Genomic DNA, 12271 nt, shown 5'->3' with positions numbered 1-12271 from the left:
TTCAAAAATAAATAATGGAACAACTTTTACTACTTATATTTCTCCCGCTATTAGGTGCCGTAATTACAGCATTTTCTGGTAAGTCGGCAAAAATGGTTTCTACAGCAACTGCTATTGTTGTTTTAGGCCTAACCATCTTTATGGCCTTAAACTTCATTCCAAATGCAAGTACACAATTTGAAGTGAATTTGCCTTGGATCAATGATTTGGGTATTCATTTTCATGCAGGTATTGATGGAATTAGCTTGCTTGTGGTATTGCTTACCAATTTATTAATTCCAATCATCATTTTATCCAGCTACAAACACGATTATAAAAATCCGGGTGCTTTTTACGCGTTGATTTTATTCATGCAAGTGGGTTTATTGTTGGTATTTACAGCAATGGATGCTTTCCTTTTCTATATAGGATGGGAGGCTGCATTAATTCCAATTTACTTTATTTGTGCTTTTTGGGGCGGAAAAGATAGAATTCGCATTAACATGAAATTTTTTGTGTACACCATTGCAGGTTCACTTTTTATGTTGATGGGTATTATTTATTTGTATTTACAAAACCCGGCGCATAATTTCGAAATTCAGTCTTTTTACGCATTGAGTTTAGATCGTGTGCAACAGGGCTGGCTTTTTTGGGCTTTCTTTGTCGCATTTGCAATTAAAATGCCAATTTTCCCATTTCATACTTGGCAACCCGATACTTATACAGCAGCGCCGACTCAAGGTACAATGTTATTATCTGGTATTATGTTAAAAATGGGTATTTACGGCGTAATTAGATGGCTGTTGCCAATTGTTCCCGTAGGTGTTCAAGATTGGTCTGGCTTGGTAATGGCTATTTCCATTATCGGTATCGTTTATGCTTCGATTATCGCATTTACACAAAAAGATGCCAAACGTTTAGTTGCTTATTCATCAATTGCCCACGTTGGCTTAATCTCTGCGGGTATTTTTGCTTCGTTTAATATTGGTATTGCTGGTCAACAAGGGATGCAGGGTGCTATGATGCAAATGTTAAGTCATGGTATTAACGTGGTCGGCTTATTTTTTATTTTAGATATTATATTTTCGCGTTTAAAAACCAATAAAATTGAAGATTTGGGTGGTATAGCTAAATCGGCACCTCAGCTTTCCATCGTGTTCTTAATTATTGTTTTAGGAACAATTGCATTACCCGGTACAAACGGTTTTATTGGGGAATTTTTATTGCTGATGGGCGTGTATAACTACGGTATTTGGGCGGCTGCAATAGCGGGTTTAACAATCATTTTTGGTGCTGTGTATATGTTGCGCATGTATCAAAATGTAATGCTTGGCAAAACGAACGAATTAACAGTTGGTTTTAAAGATATTGAAGGAACTGAAAAATTAGTTCTTTATATAATATGTGCTTTAGTTATTATTTTGGGGATCTATCCAAAAGTAATTTTGCATTTAACAGAGGCATCTGTACAACATTTATTAGAGCAGGTAAATCAAAAATTAACAGTAAAATAAGCAATGAATATTATAATAACCATTAGTATAACAGCTTTTATTGTCCTCTATTCAGGTTTGTTTAAGGCAAATAAAGCATTATTACCACTTACCGTTGTTGGCTTACTTACTGCGCTAGGATTTACCATTGCCGCATGGAATGGAAATGCTGTTGACTTCGGCATGATGCAAACTGATAATTTTGCACTAGCATTTTCTGCGCTTTGTATAGTGGGCACTTTGATGATTTTTCTCCTCACTCAAAATTATTTCCATACTAAAAGCGAAAACGTTGCCGAGTATTTTACGTTAATCTTGTTTTCCCTTGCGGGGATGATTATGATGGTGTCGTACACCAATATGGCGATGTTATTTGTAGGTTTAGAGGTAATGTCGGTAAGTTTATACATCCTCGCTGGTATTCGTAAAAGAAATTTTGCATCTAATGAAGCTTCTTTAAAATACTTTTTAATGGGCGCTTTCTCTACAGGTTTTTTACTTTTCGGCATTACTTTAATATATGGTGCTACTGGTTCATTCGATTTGCTAACCATAAAGGAATATTTAGTTAAAGATTACAAATCCATATCACCAATTTTTTACCCTGGGGTAATATTAATGATGGTTGGAATGTGTTTTAAAGTTGGTGCCGCACCTTTTCATTTCTGGGTACCCGATGTGTACGAAGGTTCGCCTTCGTTAATAACTGCTTTTATGAGTACAATAGTAAAAACAGCTGGTTTTGCGGCTTTTTTACGCTTATTTGCCGGAACATTTGCTCCAATACATGATTTTTGGGTAATTCCATTAATGGTAATTATTTGCTTAACATTATTTATTGGTAACGTAACGGCCTTATTTCAGAAAAACTTTGTACGCTTATTGGCTTATTCCAGTATTTCTCACGCAGGTTATATGCTGTTTTCGTTAGTGGTACTGAGTAAAAGTTCTGATAATAGTGTTTTAGTTTATGCAACCGCTTATACCTTCGCTACGCTTATTGCATTTGCAGTTTTAATTTTAGTGAAGCAAAGAACAGGCAATGTTAATATCGAAAGTTTTAACGGTTTAGGTAAGCGAAATCCATTGGTGGCTACTGCGCTAACAATAGCGATGTTATCATTAGCCGGTATTCCCCTAACTGCTGGTTTCATTGGTAAATACTTAATGTTTCTGAATGTTATGGGCGATTATCAAATCTTGTTGGTTGGCTTTGCAGTTTTAAATGCTTTAGTAGGTTTTTACTACTATTTTAAGGTAATTGTGGCCACATGGTTTAAAGATGGATCAGATCTTGAGCTTTCTACCCCTTTTCAATATAAGCTGGTTTTACTTATTTGCGTAACCATAACCGTAGTATTGGGTGTTTATCCTACAATTATTTTAAACTTAATTTAACCATCTTGTTGTAGATAATTATTTGTAGTTTTATGAATAATTGAACTATGCACGAAATCTGGAGTAAATTGCAACATTTAATTGATGCAGAGAAATTATTGAAGGGAGGAGGTTTTTACCTCCTTATATTCGTTATTTACGCCGAGACTGGTCTGTTTTTTGGTTTTTTCTTACCCGGAGATTACTTGCTTTTTTTAGCAGGAATGTTTGTTGCTACCGGCAAACTCGATGTTAATATTGGCATACTTTTGGCTGGTTTGTGCATCGCAGCCATTATGGGCAACTTTACTGGTTATTGGTTTGGTAAAAAAACCGGTCCAGTTTTGTACACAAGGAAAGATAGTTTCTTTTTTAAGAAAAAATATTTAAAGGCTGCAGAGCGATACTACAACAAACAAGGCGCTTTTGCGTTAATTATGGGCCGTTTTGTGCCTATTGTTAGAACTTTTGCCCCGATTTTTGCTGGTGTAGTAAAACTCGACTTTAAAAGGTTTGCCTTTTATAACGTAGTTGGTGCCATTTTATGGATTTGCTCCCTAACCTTATTGGGTTATTTTTTGGGTAAAAGATTTGAAAAAGAAATTAACGAGTATTTATTATATATTATTATTGGCTTTATCGTAATTACATCTATTCCATTATTGATTACCTTTGTAAAAAATAAAGTGAATACTTCAGAAGAAGATAAAGAGAATTAAATTAAAAATGGCAAAAGACGATCATCACGCATGGCATAGTGTTTCACCAGGTAAAAACGTTCCTGAAATAGTAAACGCAATTATTGAAATCCCAAAAGGATCTAAAGCAAAATACGAAATAGATAAAGAATCAGGGTTGATAAAATTGGATAGAGTGTTATTCTCATCCGTAATGTACCCGGCCAATTACGGTTTTATCCCTCAAACTTATTGCGATGATAAAGATCCGCTTGATATATTGGTATTGTGTTCGGTAGATGTATTTCCAATGACTTTGATAGAAGCAAAGGTAGTTGGCGTAATGCACATGGTTGATAACGGTGAGCAAGATGATAAAATTATCGCAGTTGCAAACCACGATATGTCGGTAAATTATATCAATGATTTAGATGAACTTCCACCACATCAAATGAAAGAAATTGTTCGTTTCTTTCAAGATTACAAGGCATTAGAAGATAAAAATGTAACTATTGAGCATTTGCTTGGTGTACGTTACGCACATAAAGTAATTAAAGAAAGTATAGCACTTTATGATACCACTTTTAGAAATTTAGCTTAATGGTCTATCCCGTCATTATTTCAGCAGTTACGCTTTTTGGTGCAATCGTTCCTGCTTCGATATTAGTTGCTGTACCCGCAATTGAGCCTTCTGGAGATGTTGGATGGCGTTTAATATTTGCACTTTTTTTAGTGTTTTTAAATGGCTTTTTTGTAGCTGCAGAATTTGCAATTGTTAAAGTTCGTGCATCGCAAATAGAAATCAAAGCCAAAACAGGTAGTAGGGTTGGTAAAATGGCCAAAAATATTCTTCATCATTTAGATGGATATTTAGCCGCTACACAACTTGGTATTACTTTAGCTTCACTAGGTTTAGGTGTGGTTGGAGAAAAAGTAATGCACGAAATTATTCATAATTCTTTAGCCAACTTTGGCATAGGCGAGGCATTAATTACCACTATCTCTACAGCAATCGCATTTTCTATTATTACCATAATGCACATTGTTTTTGGAGAGTTGGCGCCAAAATCCCTAGCCATTCAAAGGCCAGTAGCAACTACGCTTTTTGTTTCAGTTCCGCTTCAAATTTTTTATGTACTATTCCGCCCAATTATTTGGGTATTGAACAGCTTAGCAGCGATTATTCTGAAGCCTTTCGGTATCGATACCTCTGCAGGGCACGAATCTATTCACAGTTCGGAAGAGTTGCAATATCTGTTAGATCAGGGTAAGGAAAGCGGTGCGTTGGATAATAATGAGCATGAGCTGATAAAGAATGTATTCGATTTTAATGAACGTGTTGTTAAAAATATTATGGTGCCCAGAACGAAAATTTCGGGGGTAGAATTAACTTTAGCTAAAGAGCATGTTATTGATAAAATAATTAAAGAAGGATACTCACGCTTACCCGTATATGATGAAATTATGGATAAGATTGTTGGTATTATCCATGCTAAAGATATCTTGCCATTGGTTGTAGCAGGTAACGATCATTGGACGTTGAACGATATTATCCGTAAACCTTATTTTGTAACGGAAACAAAGAAGATTAACGATTTAATGAGTGAGTTGCAAAGTAACCGCATTCAAATTGCCATTGTTTTGGATGAATTTGGCGGTACTGCGGGTATGGTTACCTTAGAAGATATTGTAGAAGAATTGGTTGGCGAAATACAGGATGAGTATGATGAAGAGAAACCTTTAGTGGAACGAATATCGGATAATGAATTTATTGTAAATGCTTTTGCTACGGTTTACGATGTAAATGAACATTTACCACACGATTTGCCAGAGGATGAAGATTTTGACACCATTGGTGGTTTGGTATCTCACGTTTTTGAACGAATTCCAGAAGTTGGAGAAAGCAATGAATCTTATGGCTACCTGTTTACGATTTTGAAAAAAACGGATCAAAATATCGAAACTATAAAGTTAGAATTGGTTATTAATGAAACCGATATGGTTAACAATCATTAAATTTCGTCGTGCATATTTTCTATACTCCCGATATCACTCAACCTACCTATACACTTAACGAAGAGGAAAGTAAACACTGCGTAAGGGTATTGCGATTGCCTGTTGGAGGCATAATCAATCTAATTGATGGTATTGGAGGATTTTACACGGCTGAAATTTTATCTGATAATCCGAAAAAAGTTAACTTAAAAATTCTTCAAGTAGAAAAGGAATTTCAAAAGCGTAATCATTATTTACACATTGCTGTTGCGCCAACAAAAAATATCGATCGTTTAGAATGGTTTTTAGAAAAAGCTACTGAGTTAGGGATTGATGAAATTACACCCATTATATCTGACCGATCTGAACGAAAAATTGTTAAGAATGATCGGTTAAATAAAGTGATTACTTCGGCAGTTAAACAATCTATCAAGGCTTATCATCCTAAGTTAAACGAGGCAATTTCACTAAATGGTTTTTTAAAAATGCCATTTGAAGGAGATAAATTGATCGCTCATTGCGTAGCCGATGACAATAAAAAGTATATTGCTGATCTAATTCAGCCCAACGGTAATTATTTAATTTTAATTGGTCCGGAAGGAGATTTTTCTTTAGAAGAAGTAAATTTAGCTTTGAATATAGGGTATAAACCTATAACTTTAGGTAACAACAGGTTGCGCACCGAAACGGCTGCGCTAGCAACTTGTTTTGAAGTTAATTACCTAAATCGATAACCAATTTGAAGTTTCAAGTTTTAAGAAATAATTTTTTTATTAAATGCTTTAGTCTTTTAGTTTTCAGCGATCTTTTTTGTGCTTTTGGCTTTATGCTTTCTGCCTTTACGAATGTTCCAACCTACCGAATGGCTAAGCTAAAATACAGCGGAGGTGGCGATTGGTATGCCGACCGAACGGCTTTGCCAAACCTAATCGCATTTTGCAATACAAACTTAAAAACAAATTTTTTCCCCGAAGAAAGTATAGTTGAAGTGGGGAGTAAGGAATTATTCAACTTCCCGTTTGTGTATATGACAGGGCATGGCAATGTGGTTTTTAACGAACAAGAAGTTAAAAATTTACGACAATATTTAATTGGTGGAGGCTTTTTGCACATAGATGATAATTATGGTTTGGATAAATTTATCAGACCACAGATGAAAAAAGTTTTTCCAGAATTAGAATTCGTAGAGTTGCCAGCAAACCATGCAATATATAATCAAAAGTTTAAGTTTACCAACGGGTTGCCTAAAATTCATGAGCACGATGGTAAACGCGCCCAAGGTTTTGCTTTAATTTACAAGGGCAAAATAGTTTGCTATTACACGTATGAATGTGATCTTGGGAATGGATGGGAAGATTTTGGTACTTATCCTGAAGATACCCAAGAGACTCGAAACAAGGCCCTTAAAATGGGCGCAAATTTAGTACAATATGCTTTAACACATTAAAATATGTATAAAATTAAGGTTAATGATCATTTTGAGTACGGTATTGAGCTAAAGGGTGAAGATATAACTGTGAATGGTGAGGTGTTAGAAATAGACAGCAGCGCTACTGGTAAATACTCTTCAAATCTAATTTTTAAAAATAAATCATTTAATGCAGAAGTAGTTGAGTTTGATAAAAAGGAAAAGAAATGCATTATTAAGGTAAACGGAAATATTTATACCATTCAAGTAGAAGATCAATTCGATCAATTGCTTAAAAAACTGGGTATTGATAACTTGAGCGCTACAAAAATTAGCGAAATAAAAGCGCCAATGCCTGGTTTAGTTTTAAGTATCTCTGTAAATGAAGGTGACGCAATTGGCAAAGGCGATAATTTATTGATACTTGAGGCGATGAAAATGGAAAATATGCTAAAATCATCAACAGATGGCGTGATAAAGAAAATTTTGGTAAAGCAGGGCGATAAAGTAGAGAAGAATCAAATACTGATTCAGTTTGTTTGATTGAGCTTGGTGTAAAATAAAAAAGGCTTCGAAAATTTCGAAGCCTTTTTTATATATTATTTTTTCGATTTAAATACTCTAGGTTGGGCGGGTTTGAATCCTCGTTTGCCTTTAGTACTTATCTCGGGTGCGCCTAGCATTGTCATTGCACATCTAAAACCAACTTCTGCCGATGATTCATCTTGCTGTAAAAAACGACGGGTTGCGGGGTTTAACCAATAAGCCATATCATTCCATGAACCACCTTTGTACACTCTAGATTTATCGTTAACCAAGGTAACGCCTTCCTCATTTAATAATTTGTTTTGCTTGTCTCTGTAACCTCTCTCATCGGCTATGTATGGTGTAACCGGAGTAGATGGATCGGGTGATTTTGCAATAGAATCTGCTCTTCGAGATAACGCTTGTTTCTCTGCCCAAGTTTCTTTACGTCCAGCGTATGCTTTCTCTTTAATCGGTTGACCGTATTTATCAAGTGCAATCGTTCCCTTTTTCGCGTCAGATAGTTTATTGTTTTCAAACACGTTACCACGATAAGGGTTAAATGCATCGGCATCACTAAAAGTACCAGTACGATATACATCGTTTACCCACTCATTTACGTTTCCGGCCATGTTATACAAACCGAAATCGTTTGGTGCATAAGAAATAACCGGGGCAGTTAAATCGGCTTTATCATTCAAAGATCCACCAACACCCATATAATCTCCAACACCTCGTTTAAAGTTAGCTTGTACCAAACCACGGGTTTTTTTCGCTGCAGAACTAACACCTAAACCATTCCAAGGGTAAATTTTTTGTTGCGTAATATTTTCATATTCTGTGTTTCCTATCAAGCCAAGCGCGGCATATTCCCATTCTGCTTCTGTAGGTAAGCGGTATGGCTGCATAATTACACCATCCTCTAATGTTGCATTACGTGTAGGAATTGCATTTGCGCCTTTTCCAGTTGCAGGTGCACCGGGTTGGGCGTTGTAATCTTTTGGTGCATTTTTACCCTTATCATCATACTGCCCATTAAGGTAGGCATCGGTATTAAATGGAGTAGTTGGGCGTGTTGCAGTTGCAGTGCCTGCAGAACTGTTTTTACCACCAGGTTTATTACCTCCCGCTAACGTTTTGTAATCTGTTAATATTCCCTTTTGACGTAAAATATATTCGTTGGCTTGAGAAGTTCTCCACTCGCAAAAACGAGAAGCCTGTTCCCACGAAACACCTACAACAGGGTAATCGCGATAAGCTGGATGTCTTAAATAGTTGTTAACGTACGGTTCGTTGTAAGATAATGCACGGCGCCAAACTAAAGTATCAGGCAATTCATTGTAGTAATATTCATTATCATCAGGATAACTTGTTTTTATCCAGTGTAAATATTCCAACCAGTTGGTATTTGAAACTTCGGTCTCATCCATATAAAAAGATGGTACTGTAACTTGCCTTCTGTAATTGTAAATATTGGGTTCTACGCCCGGAACTTCGATTGCACTTCCACCAACAACTAAAACGCCACCCTCAATTGGTATTAATCCTGGGCCTGGTGCGCGTTGGTACTGGGTTGCAACAGCAAAACTACCATAAGTTTTGTTGTTTTTATTAGCATAAGGGATGCCTGTTTTATTTGATACTCCGGCTCCCTTATTTCTACTGCAACTGAACATTGTTGTAGAAATAGCTATAACGGCGAAAGAATAAAGTAAAGTTTTTTTCATAAGGATACCGAAATTTGTTGCTTTTAACACCTTTCGGCTGTTAAAATTAAGCAAATAAATTGGTTTGTGAAATTTGTGAAGCTAATATTGATAATTAATTTTTTAATACTTAACGAAAAAGTGGAATTTGTATTGTGCACGTTCCATGCCACGATATGGTAAATTGCTATATTTTAAAAAAAATGTAAATTTAATTGGCGCATTAATTGCCACACTCCGTTAGAAATCTCACAAATTATCTTAAATTTTAATCGTGTTAAAGAAAACCTTAATTGTAATCGCAGCTATTTTCATTCTAGCTATTGTCTCATTGTCAATCATTCCTATCTTTTTTAAAAAGGAAATAGATGCAAAAATAAAATCTAGCATAAATAAAAGTGTGAATGCACAAGTCAATTTTGACGATTTTGATTTAAGCATACTGTCTAGTTTTCCCAATTTGGGCATAAAAATCAACAATTTGGTAATTATTGGTGTAGATAGTTTTAAAAAAGATACGCTGGCGAATTTTAAAGTTTTGCAGTTAAATGTTAATTTGTTGAGTGTAATAAAAGGAGAAACGTACAAAATAAACTCCATCTCGTTAGCAACTCCAAAAATTTATGCACGCGTTTTAAAAAGTGGGTTGTCTAATTGGAACATTATGAAGGCCGATAGTGCTACTAAGGTAACCGATACGGCGCAAAAAAATTTCAAAATTGCCTTACAAAAATATCAAATTGATAACGGAACTATTGTGTATGATGATGCATCGTTAGGGTTTTTTATCAAGTTAGATAAGCTAAATCATAGCGGAAAAGGCGATTTTACAAAAGATTTGTTCACTTTAAATACGCAGTCTTCCATCGAGAAGCTAACGGTAAAGTATGCCGGAATTCCTTATTTAAACCAGGTTAAGCTAACGGCAGATTTGCCAATTGATATCGACATGAAAAACATGAAGTTTACTTTTGCTGAAAATAAAATTCAGCTGAATGAGCTTATTCTGTCGGCAGTTGGATATTTAGCCCGGCCAAATAATCGAGATATGGTTATGGATTTAAAATTTGATGCGAAGCAATCTGAACTTAAAAATTTCCTTTCGTTGATACCTGCAATTTATTCATCTAATTTTAAGGATTTGGACGCCACCGGAAATTTTGCAATGAACGGAATGGTAAAAGGTACTTATAATGAGCAAACTTTGCCTGCTTTCAACGTGAATTTATCTATCGAAAACGGTAAAATAAAATATCCTTCGTTACCTTCTGCAATAAATAATATTCAAGTAAAGTCTAATATCAGCAATCCGGATGGAATTATTGATCACACGGTTGTGAGTGTACCAGCATTTCATTTAGAATTTGGTAAAGTGCCTGTTGATGGCAGACTGCTTTTGAAAACACCAAAAACGGACCCTTTTGTAGATATGGCTTTGAAGGGAAAACTGGACTTAAAGCAATTGACGGCAATTTTCCCGATGAAAGACATGATATTGAGTGGGATTTTGGATGCTGATGTTCAGGCTAGCGGTCATAAATCATCCATTGATAAAGGCAATTATGGTGCTTTTAAAGCATCGGGAATGGTTTTGGTTAATGATTTTAATTATGCAGGTAAAAATGTGCCCATGCCAGTTAGTGTGCCAAATGCTAAAATGACTTTTAGTCCTCAAAATATTTCGCTTAGCAATTTAATTGCCAAGGTAGGGAAAAGTGATTTTGCGGTAAATGGAACTGTGAATAATTATTTGAGCTATTTTTTCAAAAAGAATCAAGCACTTCAAGGTGTTTTTAATTTATCGGCTAATTTAATTGATGTAAATGAATTGATAGGCCCAAAAGCTGTGGTTACAGCAACTAAAGAAAAACCTAGCACTAAACTTTCGGTTTTTGAAGTGCCGGGGAATATCGATTTTACCTTCGCTGCCAAGGCAAACCGTATTTTGTACGATACTTATGATATTACAAATGCTAAAGGTACTTTATTGGCAAAAGACAAAACCATCACTTTTAAAAATATGGCGATGAACATGCTCGAAGGGACAGTTAATATGAATGGATTTTACGCAACCACCGACCCGAAAAAGCCAAAGGTGGATGTGGATTTTGCGATAGAAAAAATGAGTATTCAAAAAGCTTTTAATGCTTTTAATACAGTTAAACTGCTTGCTCCAGTGGCTAAATATGCTAAAGGTGTGTTTTCTACTCGTTTAAAATTTAATTCGGATCTTGATGAGCGGATGATGCCGATATACTCTAGTATAAATGCTGATGGTTTAGCAGATATTATTCAAGCTACCATTGATGGTTTTGAACCTTTAAATAAATTGGCGAGCGCGCTTAATTCTGATCAGTTTAAGAAATTGGAATTGAATAATCTAATTACCAAATTTAAAATAAATAACGGTCGCTTAAATGTGGCGCCTTTCGACATTAAAAAGGATGGTATTGTTATGAACGTTCAAGGATCTAATAGTTTGGACCAAAGTATGGATTACAACCTAGCTTTAAATATTCCAAGAGCCATGCTGGGTGGTAAAGCGAACGAAACAGCAAATGCTTTAATTGCAAAGTTAAATAGTAAAGCTGGCACTAATGTATCTATAGGCGAAACCATAAAAGTAAATGCTGTACTAGGTGGTACAATGTTAAAACCTACTATTGGTTTAAAATATGGTGTGGGTGACACAAAAACAACGGCTAAGGATGTAGTAAACAACGTTATAGCAGAGAAAAAAGTTGAATTGCAAGCAAAAGCACAAGCGAAAATTGATACTGTTAAAGCTAAAGCCACAGAAAAGGTAAAGGAAGCAATCGCCGATAAAATTAATGGGTTTTTTAAAAAGAAAACGAACTAACCTTACTAATTCCAAATCATTATATTGCTCGAACAGCGTTAAAAATATTGTATTTAAATGTATTCAAACTCAATTTTTTAGGTAAGAAACTGTCTGTTGAGGCTTGTAATTATCGAAAATTTTATTTTTTGATGTTCATTGTTATATTTTAAATTAGGCGTTTTTGTCAATTCTGTACAAAGTTTAAAATATTATCAGCTGTTTTACGTTTTAAAATATTACGAAAAAGAAAAATTCTACATTATCTAAAT

10 protein-coding genes are annotated in these 12271 nt (G+C 35.1%); 9 read left to right on the top strand and 1 reads right to left on the bottom strand.

Annotated features, from left to right (window positions below; genetic code table 11):
* Positions 1-14 precede the first annotated feature (14 nt).
* The 8 genes from EZJ43_RS03750 (at position 15) to EZJ43_RS03715 (ending at position 7472) form a co-directional block, all read left to right on the top strand.
* Positions 15-1493, top strand: a complete 1479-nt coding sequence (locus EZJ43_RS03750) for a complex I subunit 4 family protein (protein WP_133261337.1) — start codon at positions 15-17, stop codon at positions 1491-1493.
* 3 nt (positions 1494-1496) lie between these two features.
* Positions 1497-2870 (top strand): NADH-quinone oxidoreductase subunit N, encoded by a 1374-nt coding sequence (locus EZJ43_RS03745; RefSeq protein WP_133261336.1) that lies wholly within the window; start codon positions 1497-1499, stop codon positions 2868-2870.
* A gap of 47 nt (positions 2871-2917) precedes the next feature.
* A complete protein-coding gene (locus EZJ43_RS03740; protein WP_133261335.1) occupies positions 2918-3568 on the top strand; it encodes a DedA family protein in 651 nt (216 codons plus the stop codon).
* A 7-nt stretch (positions 3569-3575) separates the two neighbouring features.
* Entirely contained in the window at positions 3576-4127 is a 552-nt protein-coding gene (locus tag EZJ43_RS03735) for an inorganic diphosphatase (RefSeq protein ID WP_133261334.1), read from the top strand.
* On the top strand, positions 4127-5542 hold the full coding sequence (locus EZJ43_RS03730; RefSeq protein WP_133261333.1) for a hemolysin family protein: 1416 nt from the start codon (positions 4127-4129) through the stop codon (positions 5540-5542). The genes EZJ43_RS03735 and EZJ43_RS03730 overlap by 1 nt, the downstream gene beginning before the upstream one ends.
* Before the next feature lie 8 nt (positions 5543-5550).
* Entirely contained in the window at positions 5551-6255 is a 705-nt protein-coding gene (locus EZJ43_RS03725) for a 16S rRNA (uracil(1498)-N(3))-methyltransferase (protein WP_133261332.1), read from the top strand.
* Between the two features lie 92 nt (positions 6256-6347).
* Positions 6348-6968, top strand: a complete 621-nt coding sequence (locus tag EZJ43_RS03720) for a DUF4159 domain-containing protein (RefSeq protein ID WP_133261331.1) — start codon at positions 6348-6350, stop codon at positions 6966-6968.
* A 3-nt stretch (positions 6969-6971) separates the two neighbouring features.
* Positions 6972-7472 (top strand): acetyl-CoA carboxylase biotin carboxyl carrier protein subunit, encoded by a 501-nt coding sequence (locus tag EZJ43_RS03715; protein WP_133261330.1) that lies wholly within the window; start codon positions 6972-6974, stop codon positions 7470-7472.
* A gap of 56 nt (positions 7473-7528) precedes the next feature.
* Here EZJ43_RS03715 and EZJ43_RS03710 read toward each other — a convergent pair whose 3' ends face one another.
* Positions 7529-9181 carry an SUMF1/EgtB/PvdO family nonheme iron enzyme gene (locus EZJ43_RS03710; RefSeq protein ID WP_133261329.1) on the bottom strand — a complete coding sequence of 551 codons (1653 nt, stop codon included), beginning with the start codon at positions 9179-9181 and terminating at the stop codon, positions 7529-7531.
* A gap of 379 nt (positions 9182-9560) precedes the next feature.
* Here EZJ43_RS03710 and EZJ43_RS03705 point away from each other — a divergent pair, with 379 nt between their 5' ends.
* A complete protein-coding gene (locus tag EZJ43_RS03705) occupies positions 9561-12020 on the top strand; it encodes an AsmA-like C-terminal region-containing protein (protein ID WP_243718034.1) in 2460 nt (819 codons plus the stop codon).
* Positions 12021-12271 lie beyond the last annotated feature (251 nt).

It is taken from the genome of Pedobacter changchengzhani (genome assembly GCF_004354365.1).
In the GTDB taxonomy this organism is placed as follows: Bacteria; Bacteroidota; Bacteroidia; order Sphingobacteriales; family Sphingobacteriaceae; genus Pedobacter; species Pedobacter changchengzhani.
The sequence above is the reverse complement of the archived record's forward strand: the minus strand, read 5'-3'. Positions and strand labels throughout refer to the sequence as shown.

Excerpts from the sequence above, each read along its gene's own strand:
- EZJ43_RS03750 (WP_133261337.1), top strand. The coding sequence starts at position 15 with ATGGAACAACTTTTACTACTTATATTTCTCCCGCTATTAGGTGCCGTA.
- EZJ43_RS03745 (WP_133261336.1), top strand. The coding sequence starts at position 1,497 with ATGAATATTATAATAACCATTAGTATAACAGCTTTTATTGTCCTCTAT.
- EZJ43_RS03740 (WP_133261335.1), top strand. The coding sequence starts at position 2,918 with ATGCACGAAATCTGGAGTAAATTGCAACATTTAATTGATGCAGAGAAA.
- EZJ43_RS03735 (WP_133261334.1), top strand. The coding sequence starts at position 3,576 with ATGGCAAAAGACGATCATCACGCATGGCATAGTGTTTCACCAGGTAAA.
- EZJ43_RS03730 (WP_133261333.1), top strand. The coding sequence starts at position 4,127 with ATGGTCTATCCCGTCATTATTTCAGCAGTTACGCTTTTTGGTGCAATC.
- EZJ43_RS03720 (WP_133261331.1), top strand. The coding sequence starts at position 6,348 with ATGCTTTCTGCCTTTACGAATGTTCCAACCTACCGAATGGCTAAGCTA.
- EZJ43_RS03715 (WP_133261330.1), top strand. The coding sequence starts at position 6,972 with ATGTATAAAATTAAGGTTAATGATCATTTTGAGTACGGTATTGAGCTA.
- EZJ43_RS03710 (WP_133261329.1), bottom strand. The coding sequence starts at position 9,181 with ATGAAAAAAACTTTACTTTATTCTTTCGCCGTTATAGCTATTTCTACA.